Source organism: Staphylococcus arlettae (assembly GCF_002902345.1).
GTDB lineage: Bacteria > Bacillota > Bacilli > Staphylococcales > Staphylococcaceae > Staphylococcus > Staphylococcus arlettae.
In genome coordinates, this window is sequence record NZ_PPQB01000018.1 from 62,445 (window position 1) to 82,856 (window position 20,412).

The 20,412-nt window shown below is 35.5% G+C and carries 19 protein-coding genes; 6 read left to right on the forward strand and 13 right to left on the reverse strand.

What is annotated here, in order from left to right:
• Positions 1–161: 161 nt before the first annotated feature.
• Positions 162–1,808: a ribulokinase gene (locus tag CD036_RS08555; RefSeq protein ID WP_103388441.1), complete on the reverse strand. Its 1,647-nt coding sequence runs from the start codon at positions 1,806–1,808 to the stop codon at positions 162–164.
• Positions 1,809–2,001: 193 nt separating this feature from the next.
• Here CD036_RS08555 and CD036_RS08560 point away from each other — a divergent pair, with 193 nt between their 5' ends.
• From CD036_RS08560 to CD036_RS08570, 3 genes are all read left to right on the forward strand, one after another.
• The gene (locus CD036_RS08560; protein WP_002509495.1) at positions 2,002–3,066 is read left to right on the forward strand and encodes an alcohol dehydrogenase catalytic domain-containing protein; all 1,065 of its coding nucleotides are present in this window, start codon (positions 2,002–2,004) and stop codon (positions 3,064–3,066) included.
• Between the two features lie 66 nt (positions 3,067–3,132).
• Positions 3,133–3,912, forward strand: a complete 780-nt coding sequence (locus CD036_RS08565; protein WP_103388442.1) for a DeoR/GlpR family DNA-binding transcription regulator — start codon at positions 3,133–3,135, stop codon at positions 3,910–3,912.
• A gap of 91 nt (positions 3,913–4,003) precedes the next feature.
• Positions 4,004–6,118: a glycoside hydrolase family 31 protein gene (locus CD036_RS08570; RefSeq protein WP_225975806.1), complete on the forward strand. Its 2,115-nt coding sequence runs from the start codon at positions 4,004–4,006 to the stop codon at positions 6,116–6,118.
• A 96-nt stretch (positions 6,119–6,214) separates the two neighbouring features.
• Here CD036_RS08570 and CD036_RS08575 read toward each other — a convergent pair whose 3' ends face one another.
• On the reverse strand, positions 6,215–7,048 hold the full coding sequence (locus CD036_RS08575) for an aldo/keto reductase (RefSeq protein ID WP_103388443.1): 834 nt from the start codon (positions 7,046–7,048) through the stop codon (positions 6,215–6,217).
• Between the two features lie 16 nt (positions 7,049–7,064).
• Entirely contained in the window at positions 7,065–8,246 is a 1,182-nt protein-coding gene (locus CD036_RS08580; protein ID WP_103388444.1) for an MFS transporter, read from the reverse strand.
• A gap of 139 nt (positions 8,247–8,385) precedes the next feature.
• Between CD036_RS08580 and CD036_RS08585 the strand changes: the two genes are divergently transcribed.
• Positions 8,386–8,778 carry a winged helix-turn-helix transcriptional regulator gene (locus tag CD036_RS08585; protein WP_002509489.1) on the forward strand — a complete coding sequence of 131 codons (393 nt, stop codon included), beginning with the start codon at positions 8,386–8,388 and terminating at the stop codon, positions 8,776–8,778.
• A gap of 51 nt (positions 8,779–8,829) precedes the next feature.
• On the forward strand, positions 8,830–9,138 hold the full coding sequence (locus tag CD036_RS08590; protein WP_157950637.1) for an MFS transporter: 309 nt from the start codon (positions 8,830–8,832) through the stop codon (positions 9,136–9,138).
• A 224-nt stretch (positions 9,139–9,362) separates the two neighbouring features.
• Here the strand turns inward: CD036_RS08590 and CD036_RS08595 are convergent, their stop codons facing one another.
• From CD036_RS08595 to eda, 8 genes are read right to left on the reverse strand one after another with little or no spacing between them, the layout of a single operon-like run.
• Entirely contained in the window at positions 9,363–10,184 is an 822-nt protein-coding gene (locus CD036_RS08595; protein ID WP_002509487.1) for an SDR family oxidoreductase, read from the reverse strand.
• Positions 10,181–11,215: a mannonate dehydratase gene (locus CD036_RS08600; protein WP_103388445.1), complete on the reverse strand. Its 1,035-nt coding sequence runs from the start codon at positions 11,213–11,215 to the stop codon at positions 10,181–10,183. The genes CD036_RS08595 and CD036_RS08600 overlap by 4 nt, the downstream gene beginning before the upstream one ends.
• Before the next feature lie 2 nt (positions 11,216–11,217).
• Positions 11,218–12,624 carry a glucuronate isomerase gene (gene uxaC / locus CD036_RS08605; RefSeq protein WP_021459860.1) on the reverse strand — a complete coding sequence of 469 codons (1,407 nt, stop codon included), beginning with the start codon at positions 12,622–12,624 and terminating at the stop codon, positions 11,218–11,220.
• Between the two features lie 15 nt (positions 12,625–12,639).
• Positions 12,640–13,935 carry a TRAP transporter large permease gene (locus tag CD036_RS08610; RefSeq protein WP_103388446.1) on the reverse strand — a complete coding sequence of 432 codons (1,296 nt, stop codon included), beginning with the start codon at positions 13,933–13,935 and terminating at the stop codon, positions 12,640–12,642.
• Positions 13,932–14,435, reverse strand: a complete 504-nt coding sequence (locus CD036_RS08615; protein ID WP_103388447.1) for a TRAP transporter small permease — start codon at positions 14,433–14,435, stop codon at positions 13,932–13,934. Before CD036_RS08615 ends, CD036_RS08610 begins: the two co-directional genes overlap by 4 nt.
• The gene (locus CD036_RS08620; protein ID WP_103388448.1) at positions 14,410–15,453 is read right to left on the reverse strand and encodes a TRAP transporter substrate-binding protein; all 1,044 of its coding nucleotides are present in this window, start codon (positions 15,451–15,453) and stop codon (positions 14,410–14,412) included. The genes CD036_RS08615 and CD036_RS08620 overlap by 26 nt, the downstream gene beginning before the upstream one ends.
• 18 nt (positions 15,454–15,471) lie before the next feature.
• Complete coding sequence (locus tag CD036_RS08625) at positions 15,472–16,443, reverse strand: sugar kinase (protein WP_103388449.1); 972 nt, start codon at positions 16,441–16,443, stop codon at positions 15,472–15,474.
• Between the two features lie 3 nt (positions 16,444–16,446).
• Positions 16,447–17,064, reverse strand: coding sequence for a bifunctional 4-hydroxy-2-oxoglutarate aldolase/2-dehydro-3-deoxy-phosphogluconate aldolase (gene eda, locus CD036_RS08630; protein WP_002509479.1), 618 nt, complete (start codon positions 17,062–17,064; stop codon positions 16,447–16,449).
• 119 nt (positions 17,065–17,183) lie between these two features.
• Between eda and CD036_RS08635 the strand changes: the two genes are divergently transcribed.
• The gene (locus CD036_RS08635) at positions 17,184–18,134 is read left to right on the forward strand and encodes a LacI family DNA-binding transcriptional regulator (protein WP_103388450.1); all 951 of its coding nucleotides are present in this window, start codon (positions 17,184–17,186) and stop codon (positions 18,132–18,134) included.
• A 118-nt stretch (positions 18,135–18,252) separates the two neighbouring features.
• Here the strand turns inward: CD036_RS08635 and isaB are convergent, their stop codons facing one another.
• Positions 18,253–18,801: an immunodominant staphylococcal antigen IsaB family protein gene (gene isaB, locus CD036_RS08640; protein ID WP_002509477.1), complete on the reverse strand. Its 549-nt coding sequence runs from the start codon at positions 18,799–18,801 to the stop codon at positions 18,253–18,255.
• A 336-nt stretch (positions 18,802–19,137) separates the two neighbouring features.
• A complete protein-coding gene (locus CD036_RS08645) occupies positions 19,138–19,479 on the reverse strand; it encodes a DoxX family protein (RefSeq protein WP_002509476.1) in 342 nt (113 codons plus the stop codon).
• Positions 19,480–20,412 lie beyond the last annotated feature (933 nt).

Below are 20,412 nucleotides of genomic sequence, written 5' to 3' on the forward strand. Positions count from 1 at the left end.
GACTGGGACAGAATTAATTCATCCCAGTCTCCTTTCATATTGTCAGTAGATGACTAAGCTAAAATGTGCTTCACATTAAGCTTTTTTCAATTCTGGTCATCCTTACCGAGGGTACGACGAAACCTTTGTAATAAAACGAGATTCTGTCTCACTCCCTCAGTTTATTCTGGCCTAGGAGCTGTCGCCAATTGTGATACCTCACGCATTATCCTCGCCTTTTTATACCCATGAATATCATGTAACTCGTTGTAAGCTTCAAACAATGTTTGATAACGTTCTACTTTAGTTGGGTCTGGCTCAACTTCATAGAGTACTGGCTCCTTCATTGCTTGAATGGCGCTATCAAATGTAGCATGTGCATTACCACTAATCGCCCCTAGTATTGCAGCTCCAATAGCTGGTGCATATTCACTATCGATTACAGTTATTTTTTTGTTGAGCACATTTGCATAAATATCCATCAGCAATGGATTTTTCTTCGGAATACCACCACAAGCAAAAACACGATCTACCGTCATCTGCCATCCTTCATATTGTTGCATAATCATTTTCGTTCCAAATGCTGTAGCTTCCATATAGCCTCTATAAATTTCTGCATGCGTCGTTTTCAATGTCATACCAAACAAACAACCTGTTAACTGACTGTCACTAAGTACGCTACGATTACCATTATGCCAATCAAGTGCGATTAATCCACTTTCACCCGGATAGAGCTGTTCTGCTTTTTGATTTAACACCTCAAAAATCGAAATACCTAGTTGTGTTGCTTCCTCAACATAAGCAGCGGGCGCCTGTTTAGCCACATACTCAAATAAATCTCCTACTGCAGATTGTCCTGCTTCGTACGCATAGATACCTGGAATGATCGCACCTTTTACCGAACCAGAAATCCCTGGCACTTTGTGTTGTGTTTTATTTAACATTAAATGGCAGGTGCTTGTTCCCATCACCATAGTCATTTCTTTATCTTGTTGTGAACCAATGCCTAACAAACTGGCATGAGCATCAATAATAAAAGGACTTACTTGTGTTTCTGGATCTAAACCTAGTTGTTCAGCCATATCTGCGCTAAGTCTTCCTGCAGTCTCACCTATTTTAACAATAGGTGCATCGACTTTAGTACGCACAATTTCTGAAAGTTCTCCATCTACTTTATCGAACAAATCATAATGAAATCCTTCCTCTTCTTCCCAAAACGATTTGAAGCCAAGGCCACAGTTCGATCTAATATTTCTCCCTGTCAGTTTGTTCACAATCCAGTCTCCAGCTTCCATAATATAGCTTGTTGCTGCCATCACCTCAGGAGCTTTATTGTTTACTTCTAAAATTTTAGGAATCATCCATTCACTACTTACATTAAAACCATAATATCCTAACCAACGATTTTTTTCAGCCAGTGCCGTTGTAAATAATTGATCTGCTTCTGCTTGTGCGCCATGATGTTTCCACAATTTAACATAGGCGTGTGGGTTATTTTGAAACTGTGCTAAATTATGAACTGGTTCTAACGTTTCATCAACAAACATGACAGTTGATGAGGTAAAATCAATACCAATACCCACTATTTCCTTAGGTGAAATAGCTACATCAGCCAACATAGCTGGTATACCTTCATTAATTACTTCCAAATAATCATTAGCATTTTGTAAGGCAAATTCACGTGGTAATTCCACACCATTCAAACTTTTTTCTATCGTACCATGGGTATATGGTTTAACATATTGTGTTACTATTTCTCCAGTTGACGCATTAATTAAAAACACTCGCCCTGAACTTGTCCCAAAATCAATCCCTATACTATAACTCATAAATACCCTCCGTCCTTTTAACATGGAAACGTTTTCTTAAATGATAAGCAAAATCGACTAAAAAATCAATATACACAACGCTTAATAAACAAGTAGCTACATTTTTATTGTTCATTTATGTTTGTTTTTTCTTAATTCATCGCTTATTATATGAAATATAAACAAAAACAAACATTTTCTGAGGTGGTATATGATGAATATTCAATCAACTGCTTATCGTTTAACCGCACCTGGTGTCTTTGAAAAAACTACACTGTCACATGATTTTAATGAAGGCGATATCGTCGTGAAACCGACAAAAGCAAGTATCTGTCATGCAGATTTGCGCTACTATACTGGTAAACGTCGCCCAGAAGCATTAGCTAAAAAATTGCCAATGGCTTTATTCCATGAAGGTATTGGTGTAGTAGAACAATCCAAACATTCAACTGTAGATGTAGGTGATAAAGTCGTAATCGTGCCTAATATTCCTTCAAGACTGCGTAAAACTAGTTTTCCTACTACTGAACTTTTAGATAATTACGATGAAAATGCATTATTTATGGGCAGTGGATATGATGGCATTTGTCAAAGTCATATGGTAGTTCCCGGTGATAATGTCGTTAAAATTCCGTCAGACTTAAATGAAGATGTCGCTTTATTAGCTGAATTATGTTCAGTTTCTTTATTTCCTATTAATCAGCTACAACAACTTACTACTACAGAAGCACCACAAGTAGCAATTTTTGGTGACGGACCGGTAGGTTACTTAGCAGCCAGTGCACTTCATTTTATATATGATATTCATCCTTCAAACTTAATCGTCTTTGGTGCGGATTCACAAAAACTAGCCGCTTTTGAGTCATTTGCTACAACACACTTAGTATTTGACTATAACTTCACACAACATCGCGGTGTACACACTGTCTTTGAATGTACAGGTGGTCATTTTTCAGAATCTGCAATCAATCAAGCAATTGACTTAATTGAACGTCAAGGTCAACTTATTTTAATGGGTGTCACAGAAGATTTAGTAGGTATTAATACGCGTGACATTTTAGAAAAAGGATTAACACTGTCCGGTAGTTCACGTAGTACTAAAAGAGAGTTCGAACAGTTAATTGCTGCTTTTGCTAACCCAAACTATCAACAAGTTTTACAACAATTAATTCCTGAACAAGCCTATGATATTTACAATACTGCAGATTTAACTACTGCTATGGAAGATACAGTTCAACATAAAGGCTGGACAAAAACCTACTTACAATATCATTGGTAAGTGAGGTTGGACTTTACCGTACACAGCTTTATTACTCTATATTAATATTAAACTGAGGTGTTTTGTATGTTACCAGCTGACAGAGAACAGCGCATCATTAATTTTTTACAAACTAATAAACAAGCTACTGTGCGTACTTTAGCTACTGAATTTAATGTACATGCTGCAACTATTCGTCGTGATTTACACAAACTAGAACAATTCAACCAAATTAAGCGTACACATGGTGGTGTCGTGTTAAATAATACCGAAGTTTGGGATGAACTTAATTTTGATGATCGTGAAACTACTTTTTATGATGAAAAAAGACGTATCGGCCAGAAAGCGGCTGACTTCGTGGATGATAATGACACACTGATTATTGATTCTGGTTCTACAACATTACACTTTGCACATGCTTTAAAATCAAAACACAATTTGACAATAATCACGAATGATATTTATATTGCTTCGTTGTTAAAATCGAGTGGTCATCATATTATTGTTACAGGAGGATCTTTACATCCAGATAATTATGTTTTAAATGGTGCGTTAACGCTAACTAACTTAAGTTCATTCAACCCGCTCAAACTATTTTTAGCTACACCAGCGATTGATGCGCATAAAGGTGTAACGCATTATAATGACACATTAGCTGCAACTAAAAGACAAATGGTCGCTCAAGCAAAAGCGGTTTATGTTTTAGCTGATAGTTCCAAATTCGATAAAGTTTCATTATACTCTGTTTGTAATCCCCAACACATTACTACCTTAATTACTGACAACACGCACTCAGACATTAATTGGGATGATTATCAGGCACATGTCGAACAACTTATAATTATTGATACCCCCACTACTACCTAAGTGCAAAAACAATGTTATTTCCTAACAAACAGGTTATTGGTATAATAACTTTATAAATTAACAACGTTGTTATAAAAAGGAGCGCTAATTCATGAATACTAATCACACGCACATTTCCTATCCAAATTCCCATACCATTACGTTACAAAATAATGAGCAGACTTTCTATTGTACATTACGTATATTAGAACCACATATCATTAATATGAAACTCACACCTACAGCACCCATTGAGTTACCTACATACACTGTAACTCCTTTCGATACTGTTTTACCTTATGAAGGCTTATCCCGTTATCATACCCAAAACTTTAGCCTACCTGACTTTACGACAAAACTAGATGCTGACACATTGACTGTTCAAACCGCTCTCCTTAAAGTAATCATCAACACGTCAACTTTGCATTGTGACTGGTATCAACTAAATACAGCTCAACAATGGTTACCATTATTTAGTGATAGAAAAACACAAGCCTATCAACACCATATTGCCGCTACACATCCAACTTGCCACTATATCTCACGTTCGTCTGAAGAACAATATTTTGGTTTAGGCGAAAAAACAGGCGGTGTAGATAAACATGGTCAACGCATGCGTATGACCAATATTGATGCGATGGGCTACAATGCCCAATCTACCGATCCTTTATACAAACATATTCCTTTTTACATTACACACCATCGTGATACTAAACAATCATATGGTTTATTTTACGACGACTATCAACGTTCTGTTTTCGATTTAGGGAAAGAGCTCGATAACTATCATGGTTACTACCGTTATTATGAGACAGCTGCTGACTTTCTCGATTACTATGTGATAGGTGGCAACAGCATTAAAGCAGTTGCTCAACATTTCAGTCAGTTAACTGGACGACCAACACTATTCCCAAGTTGGAGTGCTTCCTATTCAGGTTCTACAATGCAATATACAGATGAACCTCACTCTCAACAACGACTCAACCAATTTTTAACAGACTGCCAGCAGCATAATATTCATGTTCGTTCTTTCCACTTATCTTCTGGCTATACGTCAATTGACGATAAACGCTACGTATTTAATTGGAACTATGATAAATTTCCGGATCCAAAAGGTTTCGGACAAAAATTCACTGACAATAATGTTGAAATTGTTGCTAATATCAAGCCATCTTTAATGCTAAACCATCCTTTATTAGAAGAAGTATTAGCTTTCAATGGTTTTATTACAGACAGTGATGGTAATCCTTTAAAAATTCAATTTTGGGATGACCAAGGTTATTATTTAGATTTTACCAATCCACAAACAATAGCATGGTGGCAACAACAAATTAAAAAACAGTTGCTCGATAACCATATAAATTGTACGTGGAATGATAATAATGAATTTGAAATTTGGGATGATAACGCAACAGTATATGGATTTAATGGCCAATGTCAACGCTTCAATGACTATCGAGCAGTTATGCCTTTATTAATGTCTATGGCTTCAAGAGAAATTCAACAAACTGCGACAGCTACAGATTATCCATATATTATTAGTCGTTCGGGCTGTGCAGGTATGTCTAAATATGTCCAAACTTGGACAGGCGACAATGCTACAAGCTGGGAAACATTGGAATACAACAACTATATGGCACAAGGATTAAGTCTGTCTGGAGTACATAATTTTGGTCATGATATCGGTGGTTTTTCCGGTCCTAAACCGGACCCTGAATTATTTGTCAGATGGGTGCAAAACGGTATCTTTTATCCAAGATTCTCGATTCATTCTTGGAATAGTGATGCAACGGTGAATGAACCTTGGATGCATCCTTCTGTGATGCCAGAAATCACAGCTGCAATGTTACTCCATGAACGTCTCGTCCCTTATTTTGATAAATTACAACAATTGAGTCACCAAAATTTTGAAGCCATTGTACGCCCTACTTTTTATGATTTTGAAGAGGATACAACAACGTTAACTAATACATCTGCTTGGATGCTTGGACCGGATCTATTGGTAGCTCCAATAGTGGCACAAGGACAGCAACAAAAATCAATTTACTTACCTGCTAATGATAGCGGTTGGATAGACTTCTTTACAAAGCAATATTATGATGGTGGTCAAACTATTACAATACCTGTCACTCTAGGTACTATTCCGATTTTTGTAGTTAACGGTAGCACAATTCCGTTATTAGATGACACTTTAACAGACACCACTCATCATAATTTCTCGTCATAACCTATTATAAAATATTACAGTCACTCTAAAATAAGAGAGTTAGGAACAATTTACTGTTCCTAACTCTCTTTAGTTTGCTTGCTACTTTAATATTTGTTAACCATTAAAGGCTACAGGATTTGGTCCGATACGCTTGTCTTGATTTAATTTATCTAGTGCTGTCATTTGCTCCTCAGATAATTCAAAATTAAATACATCTAAATTTTCTTCTATACGTGTTGGCGTTACTGATTTCGGAATCGTGACTACACCATGTTCTATATTCCAGCGAATGATGATTTGTGCGGCAGATTTACCTAATTGTTGTGCAATAGTATTTACAACCTCATCTTGCAAAATTTCGCCATTCATTAATGGTGACCATGATTCCATTCGAATATCTTCTTGCATCAAATAATCTCGCAATGTTGCTTGTGTTAAATATGGATGAAATTCTACTTGATTAATTACAGGCTTAATTGCAGTTTGTGCTTTTAAAGTTTCTAAATGTTCAATATTAAAATTACTCACACCAATATTGCGTACTTTCTTTGTTTGGTACAATGCTTCCATACCTTGCCATGTTTCTACCATTAAAGTACTATTCGTCCCTGGCCAGTGCATCAAATATAAATCTAAATAGTCTAAGCCTAAATTAGTTATTGATTGTTCATAGCCTTGTACAACTTGATTATATCCAAAATCATCTAACCATAATTTTGACGTAATAAATAAATCTTCCCGTTGAATACCAGCTGCTGCTATACCTTCTGCAATCCCTTTACCTACCATTTCTTCATTACCGTATACTAACGCGGCATCGATACTACGGTATCCACTTATAATTGCATGTTTCACCGCATCTTTAGCTGTATTATCATTTTCCACTCTAAATACCCCTAACCCTAATTGAGGCATTAATTGACCGTTATAAAATTTAACTTGTTTCATTGTTACGCTCCTTTAGTTAGCATTGCGCTAAGTTGTGTTCTTTTTCTTTTATATAAAGTACATACATCATTCCACTGGCTACAATAACCATAATGAAGGCAAAAAATGGTGTCATCATTACTGAAAATTGTTCTAATACATAACCACCGATTACTGAGCCAAGTGTAATGCCAACGTTAAATGCAGAAATATTTAAACTTGAAGCAAAATTGACTGTTGCTTTATTATCACGTTCTGCAAATAACACTACAATTAATTGCAAACCTGGGACGTTCATAAAGGCAAATAAACCCATTAATAAAATTGCCAATAACCCTAAAAAGTGTAAATGTGTTGTAAAACCAACGACTAATAATACGAAAGCTTGAATTAAGAAAATCACACTCAATGCTTTCGTAGGTGTTTGGTTAGTAAATTTACCACCAAGGGTATTCCCAATCGCTACCATAACACCGTAAACCACAAGTAATCCCACTACTGCCTGATCACTATAACCTAAAGCATGTGTCAACATAGTTGTTAAATAAGTATAAACAACAAAAGTACCTCCATAACCCAATGCAGTAATTAAATAAACCATCATCAAAGATTTGTTTTTAAAAACTTTTAATTGTTGTGCAATTGGTGTCTGCTCATACTCATTTAAATCCTTCGGCACGACAATTATATTTGCTATTAAGCTGAGTAGCCCTATAAGTGCGATAGTTACAAATGACATCTGCCAACCAAATGTTTGTCCAATCCACGTACCAAATGGCACACCTGTAATCGTTGCAACTGTTAACCCTGTAAACATCATCGCAATTGCGCTAGAACGTTTATCCGCTGATACTAAATCACTGGCAATTGCAGTTGCAATAGACATAAAGACACCGTGCATTAATGCTGATAAAATACGCATGGCCAACAACATACTAAAACTTAATGCAAATGCTGCTAACAGATTTGCTACAATAAAAACCACCATAATACAAATTAATAAATGCTTTCGTTTCATTTTATTAGTTAATGGCGTCAATACTGGTGCACCAATTGTGACACCAATCGCATATAGTGAGACCGTTAACCCTGCCAACGGTAACGTAATACCAAAATCATCTTTAATTAAAGGTAATAGCCCCACGCTAATAAACTCCGTCATTCCAATCGCAAATGCTGAGATAGCAAGTGCTATAATCACAAAATTGTGCTTTTTCATATTCACCTTTCCTTTCGCTTAACTTAATATGTGTGTTATTATATACGCAACAAAACTAATAAGTAAGTACGTACTTTAAAGTCATATAGATACCTATAAGTACTGTAGGTACTTTAAAGTAACTATAGAGGTGAAAATCATGTTAAGAGAACATTATAATATTGGTGTAGAGGCAACCATTGATGTTTTAGGTGGTAAATGGAAACCAGTAATTTTATGTCATTTAAAAGACAATGGCACGCTTCGTACATCTGAATTAAAACGCGCAATTCCCAACATTACTCAAAAAATGTTGACGCAACAATTACGAGAGCTTGAGGAAGATTGCATCATTGAACGCATTGTTTACCAACAAGTTCCACCTAAAGTTGAATATGTGTTATCTGATTATGGTCAATCTCTTGGCAATCTGCTTTCTACCCTTTGTGAATGGGGAGAATTTCATATCGAAAAAATGTATCAAGAAGGTCGTGATGTATCTTTAGAAAAGCAAGATTTTGTTCATATTCCTTCCAATAGACAACCCAATTAATTGCATATAAATTTTTCAAAGCAAAAGAGCCATGAACATTAATAAATGTTCATGGCTCTTTTTACTATCATTTATGGCATATTTAATACTGCCATGGGATGTCATCAATGGATTTATCCTTATGAATTATATCCTACGCATGTACGCGGTACTGGTGGCGGATTTACTACAACGATTAGTAGAATCGCCTCAGCTATTAGTACATTTTTCTTCCCGCTATTATTATCACAGTTGGGATTAAGTATTACTTTGTATATTGCAGGAGGATTACTATTTATTGGTTTTATAGTGTCTTACTTCTTAGCACCAGAAACCAAAAATATGAATTTAACTGAAGCTGCAACCATCACAAAAGCATAAAAAAGGGAGTGGGACAGAAATCTAATTTGATAAAAAGATTTCGTCGTCCCACCCCGGCAAGGATGACTAGCATTGAAAAAAGCTTGGTTTGAAGCGCATTTTCAATACAGTCATCTACTGCCAAAATGCAAAGAGGCTGAGACAGATCAATTTTGTCCCAGTCTCATCTTTTTTATGTCATTGCTATGCTTCAATTCATTAAGTTCATGCTATAGCTTGCATGTTTACACGCCTGAATAAGATGAAAAGCCGCCATCAACAGGCACCACAATACCTGTGACAAAACCACTTTGACTGTTGTCCATTAACCAATATAATGTACCTAAAATTTCTTCAGGTTCACCAAAGCGCCCCATTGGAGTTTGCGAAATGATTTTTTCCGCTCGTTCTGAATAAGAGCCATCATCATTACGCAACAACCCTTTATTTTGTTCAGTTTCAAAAAATCCAGGTGCGATCGCATTGACTCTAATTTTTCCTGCAAAGTATGTTGCTAACCATTGTGTAAAATTACTTACAGACGCTTTTGCACCACTGTATGCTGGAATTTTAGTTAATGGGGTAAATGCATTCATCGATGAAATATTAATAATAGTTCCACCATCTGCTTGCACTATATCTTTACCAAACACTTGTGAAGGCAACACAGTTCCAGTGTAATTTAGTTTAAAGACTTTATCTATGCCTTCCTCAGTTAAGTCGAAGAATGACTTATCACTGTGTTCGTCATAAAATTCATCATCTGTCGTTGCATTGGGATTATTGCCCCCTGCACCGTTGATTAATATATCAATATTACCAAATGCTTGATTAAATAATTGTTTTGCTTGGCTAAGCGCATTTTTATTTAAGACATCTGCGACAAGACCAATTGTGTGTTTGCGTTCAGCATCAATGTCATCTTGTAATTGGACAATTTTATCTTCTGAACGGCCTAAAATCCCAACATTTGCACCTTTGGCTACTAATGCTTTCACAAACGTTGAACCAATTACTCCTGTAGCCCCTGTAATTACTACGTTAACGCCTTGAAATTGTGTCGTCATTCTGGACTCACTCCTTCTATTAAACCATTAATATATGTGGCACCTAACGCACGGTCATAAAGGCCATAACCTGCTTTACCTGTTTCTCCCCAGATCATTCGTCCATGGTCTGGTCGTATTGTACCTTTAAAACCTATGTCGTGTAGTGCTTGTACTATAGCTTTCATATCGACTGAACCTTGTTTTGATAAATGGCCCGTCTCAACAAATGAATATTCTCCCATACGTTTTACATTACGCATATGCATAAAATGAATATGGTCACCGAACGTACGAATCATTGCTGGTAAATCGTTTTCCGCAAGTGATCCAAGTGAACCTGTACAGAAACAAATACCGTTATTTTTACTCGAATTAATAGAGAGCAAACGTTCATAACTGTCTTTATTTTTAATAATTCTTGGAATACCAAAAATAGGCCATGGTGGATCATCCGGATGAATTGCCAGATCAATATCATGTTCTATAGCAGTAGGCAACACATTATCTAAAAAGTAAGTTAGATTTTGCCATAACTGTTCGTCCGAAGTTTGTTGATAAGCTTTGATAAGTTCATTCATTTCTTCACGTGAATAACTTTCATTCCAACCTGGTAAATTTAACTCAGTAGTTAATGGGTCGATATCTTTAATTTGATTGTGATCATATATTAAAGTGTTCGAGCCATCTTGTAACGGGTAATCAAGCTGTGAACGTGTCCAGTCAAAGACTGGCATAAAGTTATACGTTACTGTTTTGATACCATTTTCCGCTAAATTAATTAATGATTCCTTGTAATTTTCAATTAATTGGTCACGATTATCTTTACCTAGTTTAATGTTTTCATGCACTGGTAAACTTTCCACCACTTCAAATTTCAACCCTGCAGCTTCTATTTGCTCTTTTAACTCTTTAATACGTACTGACGACCATACTTCACCTACTGGCACATCATAAATTGCCGAGACAATTTGTTTCATATCTGGAATTTGTCGGATATGCTCTAATGTTACTGGGTCATCTTGACCATACCATCTAAATGATAATTCCATAATTATACCTCCTTAACCTCTTTTACTTTAAATAATCGTACTGCATTGTTATAACAAATGTCCTTCAATATTTGGACAATTGTAGTATTTGTTAAGGCAATTTCACCTTTTTCAATACGTTCTCCAATTAAGTTACATAAAATTCTTCTAAAATACTCATGACGTGTATATGAAGTCATACTACGTGAATCAGTCAACATGCCGACAAAATTAGGTAGTAAACCGACATTGGCATAGTCAATTAAATGTTGCTCCATGCCTTCTTTCGTGTCATTAAACCACCATGCAGCTCCAAGTTGTACACGATGTTCACTATTACTAAAGTTACCCGCAGTGGCTTGTACCATCAAATGGTCATTGCCATTATTTGGATAAATAATCGTATCTGATAACGCATTATGCTGTTCTAAGTGGTCTAACAAACTGTTTAACGCTTTAGCACTTAATTGTTCACCTACGCTATCAAATCCACTGTCTGCACCTACTTGTTGATACATAGATGTATTATTATTACGTGTTGGCCCTAAATGGAACTGGATAACCCATCCTAATTCTTTATAGACCTTACTTAATTCAGTCAAAATATAGCCAGCTAATGCATATTGATCCGCTTCTGATATTGACTCATTAGCTTGTAATGTTTTAAACAACGCTGTAGCTTCTTCGGTTGATAAATGTACTGTTGGTGTATGTTCAAAACTTTGATCTGAACTTAAAGCACCATGTCTATCAAAATAGTAAATTCGTGCTTTTAATGCGGTAATGTATTCCGAAAAGTCTTGGATCGTTGTCTCTGTTGCTGTTTCTAGTTGTGACACTTTTTGCCCTAAACTGTCTGCATTTAAAAACACATAACTATCGGGTCTAAAAGTTGGATATACTTTAAATGGTACTTTGCGATCTGCATTTAATAGTTGATGATATTTCAAATCATCACATGGATCATCAGTCGTACAAACTACCGTTACATTACTTTGTTTAATCAATCCTTGTGGTTTATGCGTTGATTTTTTTAGTGTTTTATTTAACGACTTATATAATTTAGAAATGTTCACTTTATCTAACTGAACATCTTCATTAAAATATCGTTTTAACTCTAACGTACACCAATGGTACATTGGATTCATAATTGAATAAGGTAACATCTCCATAAATGCCTTAAACTTGTCGTAGTCATCTGCAGCACCTGTAATGTAATCCTCTTCAATACCATCTGCACGCATTAAGCGCCATTTATAATGGTCTCCTGCCAACCACAATTGTGTGATGTTGTCATAGTTTTTATTTTCATAAATTTCTTGTGGATCTAAATGACAATGAAAATCGAAAATTGGTGTGTCTTTTATTTGCTGATACAACTTTACTGCTGTTTTATTATTTAATAAAAAATTATCATTAATTAATGTCATATTAGAGCTCCTTTGCTATAGTCCAAGTAATTTTGGTAAGAATAATGAAAGTTGTGGAATAAATGTTACTAACAATAATAAAATAATGAGCATTACGAAATATGGTACTAAATATTTAAAGACATTTTCTACACGTACCCCACCAACACTAGCACCAACAAATAAAGCACTACCTACAGGAGGTGTAATGTTACCGATACATAAGTTAAAGGCAATAATAATACCAAAGTGAATTGGATCTAAACCAAGCACTTCCGAAATAGGTAAGAAAATTGGTGTAAATATTAATACAGCTGGTGTAATGTCCATAAATGTACCAATAATTAATAAGATTACATTCATTAATAACAGTAATAATATTGGATTATCTGTGATAGATAAAATACTGTTAGATATAGCTTCCGGTAAACCTGTATAACTCATAACGAGTGAAAACAGTGCGGACGCAGTAATCAAAAATAAAATCATCCCTGTAATTTCTGCTGTTTCTTTGATGACATTAGGAATATGTTTTAGTTTCAAACTTCTATATATAAGTGATAATACTACTGAGTAGAGTACTGCTACAGCGGCACCTTCTGTTGCTGTAAAGACGCCGACAACAATACCACCAATAACAATAATAATAAGTAGTAAACTTGGTATGGCATCTAACGTTAAAAATAGTTTATCTTTCCAACTAATTTTTTCAGAAACTTTATAGCCAGCTCGTTTCGCCATGATGAAAGCCACAACCATACAAGCAAGTCCCCATAAAATACCAGGAATATAACCTGCAATAAATAGCGCTGCTATTGATGTTCCTCCACTTACTAAGGAGTAAACAATTAATAATGAACTGGGTGGAATTAATAACCCTGATGGCGCTGATGCAATATTGGCTGCTGCTGAGTATTCTTTTTTATAACCTTGCGTTTGTTGCATTGGCCCCATAATACGTCCCATAGCCGCTGCTGCCGCCACACTAGAACCTGAAATTGAGCCAAAAAGCATATTACCAACAATGTTAGTATGTGCTAAAGATCCCGGCATACGTCCTACCAACACTTTAGCGAAATTAACTAATCGAAACGCTATACCACCATTATTCATAATGATACCCGCTAATACGAAAAGTGGAATTGCTAACATGGTAAAGTCATCAATACCGGTTACCATACGCTGAGCTGCGGTCACAATCGTGACATCAAATGGTAAAATCAATAGCAAAGTAATAATGGAACTTAAAATAATCGCTAATGCAATCGGCAAACCATATAACAAGAAGAAAAAGAATGTGATAAAAAGTACTAAACCTGCAATAATTGTCATGCTGTGCCGCCCCCTTCTTCTCCTTCTTTCACAGTTGCTAATTCATTTTTATCTAGTAAATTGTAGATAGAGTAGAAAATCACGAACACACCAGATACTGGTAAAGCACTGTACATTGTCGCCATTGACATTCCAGTTGATGGTGCTATTTGGTTCCAAGTAAGATGAACTACTTCGTAGCCTCCCCAAATCATCAAGACTAAGGCAATTAATATAATAACGATATCCCCTATTTTCTCCATTACGAGTTGCACTTTTGAAGGTAACAATTCTCTGACAAACAAAATAGCGATATGTTTTTTAACACCAAATACATAACTTGCACTTAATAATGCGAACCAAATCAATAAGAAGCGTACAATTTCTTCACTCATCGTACTCGGCGCGTTAAAAATAAAACGCGCTGCTACTTGATAAATCGATAAAATAACCATAACGATTAAGGCCAATCCCGCTAATGTCAGAAGGAGCTTATCAATGATCAGCTTTGCTTTGTTCATATTTTTTCTCCTCCTTCTCAATTAACTCATAATCACTTTTCGTTTTAGGATCTTCTGCGAAAGATTGTCGTAAATCTTTAGAAGCATCTTTGAATGACGATTTATCTACTTGATGGAACTTAACACCCATCTCATTTTTGGCTTTTTTCTTCGCTTGTTTCACTTCTTCATCCCATAATTTTTCATGCTTTTCTGTCGAATATGCTGCTGCATCTTTTAACCATTTTTGTTGTTGTGTAGATAACTCATCGTAAGTCTCTTTGTTCATAATTAAAATATCGGGTACAATCGCATGTTCCGTATAATGATAATTTTTAGCAACTTCACCATGATTGTTAGTTGTTAATGATGTTTCATTATTTTCAGCTGCATCGATAACACCTGATTGTAAAGCGGTGTATACTTCACCATAATCCATCGGTGTTGGTGTTCCGCCGAGTGATTTTATTAAAGCGACACTTGTTTTACCAGGTTGCACACGTGTTTTCAAACCATCAAGGTCATCACTATTTTTGATTTCTTTATCTTTTGTGTAAATATTACGTACACCAGCATCATAAAATGTAACGCCTAAAAAACCATTGTCTTTCGTAGAATTAAAGAACGCATCTTGTACTTTTGGTTCTCTCATGACATGACGATAATTTTCTTGTGATTCAAATAAATATGGCATATTGAACAGTGAATATGATGGTGAGAAACTTTCTAATGCGCCTGCAGATACTTTAGTCATTTGTATTGCATTTGTTTGTGTCATTTCAATAGCTTCTCGTTCACTACCGAGTTGTCCATTTGGATATATTTTCACTTTCAATTGACCTTTAGATTCTTTTTCTAGTTTCTTTTTAAATATCGTTAATGATTTGTGTACTGGATGTTCTGTAGGCTGATTATGCGCTAAAACAATCGTTTTACTTTGTTGTTTTTCATCTTTGTCACTTGCTTGTACAGACGACATACTAACGAGTAACGCTAACAATATGAATGCGCTTACAACTTTAAATAAAATTTTTTTCATCCTATTCCCCCTAATAGACTAGCGTTTGAGTTCGCCAAAATGCTCCGGTAGATTTAATATATCCGCTTCAGCTAGGTGTAATGCATCTTCTTGTGTCGTATGCTGTAATACCGAACATTTAGTTGCAAAATCTAAAGTAGTAGTCAATGACCACTGTGCTTCAAGACCATGTATAACTCCGGCTAAAAATGCATCTCCCGCACCTATTCTATTTAATACTGTATACGGATAAGCTGCGCTTTCAATAAAACCATCAGGCGTTAAGGCTATTCCTTGTAATGTGCTCTGAGTGATCGAACGATTACTTGATGCTAAAAACGGAATATTAAATTTTTGTTGTAACGTTTGAGCACAAGTATGCATATCATCAGATTCAGCATTCGTTTGTAACAGATGTGTCGCATCCTTTTTACCAAAGAATAGTATATCAACTAACGGCAATACTGCTTTAATGACAGGTACTGCTTCTTCTAAAGTCCATAAATTACTTCTGAAATTAATATCAAAAACAATTGTGATTCCTTGCTCTTTCAATTGTTGTAAGTAAGAAACGATATGCTCTCGAATAGTATGATTTACGGCTAATGTGATACCAGTAAAAACAAAATAATCGCCTTTAGAGCCTGCTATATTCTCAAGTAAGTGTGACGTTTGTTGAGCAAAAGTTGAATATGCACGATCATAAATGACTTGACCACTACGATGACCAAACCCTTCTTCCATGTAATATGTGCCTAAACGTCCTGCAGTTTGTTGAACCCATTGCGTACCTACTTGGGTACGACGCATCTCTTGAAGTACATGTTGACCTAATGCATGTTCTGGTAGTGTCGTAATCATTTCAGTAGCATGACCAAATTGTGCCAACGTACTTAATGCATTTAATTCTGCACCTCCCACATTAATGTCTAACTGCTGTGCATCCTTCAACTGTATATAATTAGGTGGTGTAAAACGTAATAATACCTCTCCAAAACCATAAACCTTCATAACTTACACCTCACTTTTAATCGCTTTAACGTAATCAACTAATGCTGATTTACCTTGTTGTTGATATATTTTAGTAATTTCACTTCCAATACCCACTGCAAAGCTACCAGCATCAAGCCACTCTGTATGATTATCCTTGCCTACTCCACCAGTTGGAATAATTTCAACATGAGGTAAAGGTCCTTTGAAATCTTTTATTGCTTTTGGACTAAATTGTGTAGCTGGGAATAGTTTTAATACTTTACATCCGTATTGCATTGCTTCAATCATTTCTTTGACAGTCATTACACCAGGTACATACGGTACGTCATATAAGTTAGCAATTTTGGCAGTTTCAATATCAAATGCTGGGCTAACAATAAAATCTGCACCATTTAAAATTGCTGTTCGAGCCGATACACTATCTAACACTGTACCTGCACCAACTAATGCGTCTTCTCGTTTAGCTAAAGTGCTAATAACTTCCATAGCATCAGGTGTCGTTAAAGTAACTTCTATAACATTTAACCCTTCATCTATAATCGTATTAGCAATTTCAGTAAACTCCTCACCGCTATTTGTTCGCATTACTGCAATATGTTGCGCTTTTTTGATTTCTTGCATTGTTTGAGTTGAATTCATTTTAGCATCCCCTTTTAAAAATAACAACGTTGTTATTTTGTTGTAAAAAAATATTTTTATTAATAACTATATGGTATAATTATTCTTAACTGAAATCAATCCCTTAAAGGAGTATTTTTATGGTTGTTACCCTCAAAGATGTTGCTGATGCTTGTAACGTCAGTTATTCAACAGTCAGCAAAGCATTAAAAAATTCACCTTTAGTTAAACCTAAAACAAAAGAACTAATTCAACAAAAAGCAGTGGAAATGAATTATATACCTAATAATTCCGCACGTGCATTGGTCTCGAAACGCAGTAATACTATTGGGTTGATATGGCCTTCTGTGGACCGTGTAGCTGTGACTCACCTAGTCTCTGAAATTAACATTGCCTTAAAAGATTTAGGTTTTGTTATGTTTCTTTCTATTGATGATCTCTCAGTAGCATCGAAAAAATTTGTAGAATTTGGCTGTGATGGCATTATCGTATTTGATGAAGGACCTTCAACGAATCTTTCACCCGAAGTTTATCGTAATATTCCCGTCGTAGCTTATGGAGTAGCACGTAACATGGACTACCCAATTATTAACGTCAATCATCGTCAAGCTATGATAATGGCAATTGACGCACTCATTGAACAAAACATAACTACTATAGATTACATAGGTGATATTCACACGACTGACGCGCGTCAATTGGCAAAGAAAGAAGCTATTATCGATTATTGTACCCAACACAACATTAATTATCGTTTAGTTGATTCACAAGGCTTATCGGCGCTCGAAACGGAAACAGCAGTTAAAAGCTATTACAAACATAAATCTATCGCTCCCGGCGTAATTTGTGGTAGTTATGATATTACATTGGGGACAATAAACGCCTTAGATGTTAATAGACATCAACCAGTTATTTATTCTTATGACAACATTCCTCAAATAAAAAAATTAGATTATCCGGTGCATGCTATAGGTGTGCCAACAACGACTATTGCTGAAAAAGTAGTGGCAGTATTAAACGAGGTCATTACTAATGAAACGACAGTTGACACAGTCTATAATTTAGAACCGCAAATCACATCACATAATTAGCTGATAGCTATTCAATCATACGACATTTTCTACAACAAATAAGACGAGCTAGCACATTCACTGAATAGTTGTCTAACTCGTCCCATGAGGCTAGATTATTATCCACATGTCTAGTCTCTTACTTATTCGTAATTGTTATTTCAATTAAGTTATCATTTGGATCAAAGAATGCAGTATAACTACCGTCCATCGTTTTATATTTTACAAAGTTACCTTCCTCATTACCTAATTCGCCTTCTTCGATAATTTCATTTTGATGATGCGCATCTTTAAATGCTGCTTTAGTGACTGAATCTGGCTTCGTAAAGAATACTATTTCTAAGACATCTCCATCTTCATTAAATTGAACTGATTGATCATACAAATGCTTATTCGAAGTATAGCCACCGCTAGCTGTTGCGTCAACTTTATAACCATTAATTGTCACATTATCGTACTTTAGCGCTTGTACAAAATATTCATCTTGTGTAAACGCACCATCATAAGTCGTATAACCATCATAGTTATAATATGGTTTTTGTGTTTTCGCATCTATACCTGAATCATGTTGACTCATTACTTCTTGTGCACTCGCTACGTTTGCATTACTTGTTGTAGTTACAGCAGATCCTAATACAAGGGTCGATACAACAACGCTTGCTGCTAAGATTTTACTACCTTCACGCATAACAGTTCACTCCCCATTGAGAATTGTCGTAAAAACAAGGGTAATTTTTCACTTATAAGTATACGCTCTTTTTTTATAAAAACAATCAATATAGTTACTTATTAATAATATCAAAATCTGATTATATTAATATTCAGTATATAACCACTTGGGAATAAAATAAGATTATTTTCTTTAATGGCTATTGAAAACATTTAATGAACCTCACACTCACTCTATACCAACTGTGTAAAACTCAATAATCACGCTAAAAGCATAATGACTGTAGTTAGCTGGTTACTAGCTAACTACAGTCATTATAAACAGCTGAAATTATTTTCAGCCTAGTTGTATCACTTATATGTACCAAATGAACACTATCACATTTAAAATAAATAAAATGATAGCTGGTAATGCTTTCACAATAGGATCTTTACCTAAAAAGATTAACGATAAAGCACCGGCTAGCATCGTGCAGCCTAATATTATACTTGCACCTACAGCTAGTAAATGATAAAAAATCCCAAATAACATGCCTAACGCACCTAATAGTTCAATCCCACCAGTTATCTGATTAAATATTCTTGGATAACCCATTCTGACGAATTCTTTATCCATCGCACCAGACACAATCTTCGATCCTGTAATTATAAAAACTATCCCCAAAATTATTTGTAAGATAATCATTATAACGCCCATTGACTACACCTCATTTATGCTTACTGTGTACTATGAAAATCACAGTGTACAGCCTATTCTCTCAAATACCACTCTATATTTTACCATTAAATCGTGCCTGAGACATCATTGATTCGTACTAGTATCAATGATATCGTCAAACAAAACATGACCTGAAAATACATTTCGCATCAAGCTTTGTAAGCTAATTATCCTATCGTGGTAGGGCAATAAAACATTTTTAATAACGTTGGCTTTCAATGCTATTCCCAAGAAGTAGACAAACTTTAGCTGACAGTGTGTCTAAAACATTTTGTATAATATTTACAATGATTTGAGCCGAATTCTGTGGAAATAACACTGACCAAAGACTACAGGCTGAGACAGTGCCCACGGAAAGCTTGCATTAAAAAACTGCCCACAAAGTCAGAAACTTTGTCGATAGCCTCTTGTCATATTGTCATTAAATAACCCTTTTGTATTAGATTTCCTAAAGCCTTCACTTTAGATTGGCAGTGATTTGAGCCGACTCCTGCGGGAATAGCACTAGACGAAGACTACAGGCTGAGGCAGTGCCCACGGAAAGCGTGCTCAAAAACTGCCTACAAAATGAAAAAATTGATCGCCAGTCGTCTTAATCCAAAATCACATCTACTTTATGTAATAGAGGATGGTTCGAATCTAATTCAGAGATAGAAATCATTTCTCTTAATCTTAATTGTCTTTTGATTTATTCAACATAATAAACACCGACACTGTTAAATTTATATGTATAATATTTTCAGCACTAGATTGGCAGTGATTTGAGCCGACTCCTGCGGGAATACCACTAGCCGAAGACTACAGGCTGAGGCAGTGCCCGCGGAAAGCGTGCTCAAAAACTGCCCACAAAATGAAAAAATTGATTGCCAGTTTTATTTATTCACACATCCCATCAACAATTAAGGCGACATC